Origin of the sequence: Amycolatopsis keratiniphila subsp. keratiniphila, from assembly GCF_001620365.2 — a bacterium.
Classification (GTDB): domain Bacteria; phylum Actinomycetota; class Actinomycetes; order Mycobacteriales; family Pseudonocardiaceae; genus Amycolatopsis; species Amycolatopsis keratiniphila.
This window is the reverse complement of sequence record NZ_LQMT02000016.1, coordinates 1-494: the sequence shown is the minus strand read 5'-3', so window position 1 is coordinate 494 and position 494 is coordinate 1. Positions and strand designations below refer to the sequence as shown.

General features: G+C 71.3%; 1 protein-coding gene. It reads right to left on the bottom strand.

The genetic code is table 11. From position 1 onward, the window contains the following. Window positions 1-494, bottom strand: a 494-nt coding sequence (locus tag AVR91_RS43830; RefSeq protein WP_228709222.1) for a condensation domain-containing protein, incomplete at both ends; no start/stop codon positions are given.

Below are 494 nucleotides of genomic sequence, written 5' to 3'. Positions count from 1 at the left end.
CCACGTCGGTCCGTCCCGCGAGCCGTGCCAGCAGCAGCGCCCAAGCCCCCTGCACGACGGTGTTCACCGTCAGCCCCTGCCCGCGGGCCAGCTCGCCCACAGCGCGCAGGAGGGCCGAGGGCAACCGGATCTCGACGCTCTCCGGCACGGACGGCGCCCGGCCCGGATCGGCGGGCGCCACCAGCGTCGGCTCCTCCGCCCCGCTCAGCTCCGCCGCCCACGCCGACAGCGACTTCGTCTTGTCCTGCCGGTTCAGCCACGCGAGGTAGTCCCCGTAAGAGGCCACCTCCGGCAATGCGGACGGATCACCGTCCGCCGCGTACAGCTTCGACACCTCTTCGACCACGATCGGCAGCGACCAGCCGTCGAGGATCGTATGGTGGCAGGTCACCAGGAGGCGGCGTTTTCCGTCCCTCAGCCGGAGAAAGGTCAGGCGCAGCAACGGTGCCCGGGTGAGGTCGAAGCGCCCGGTCCGGTCCTCTTCGGACAGTTCC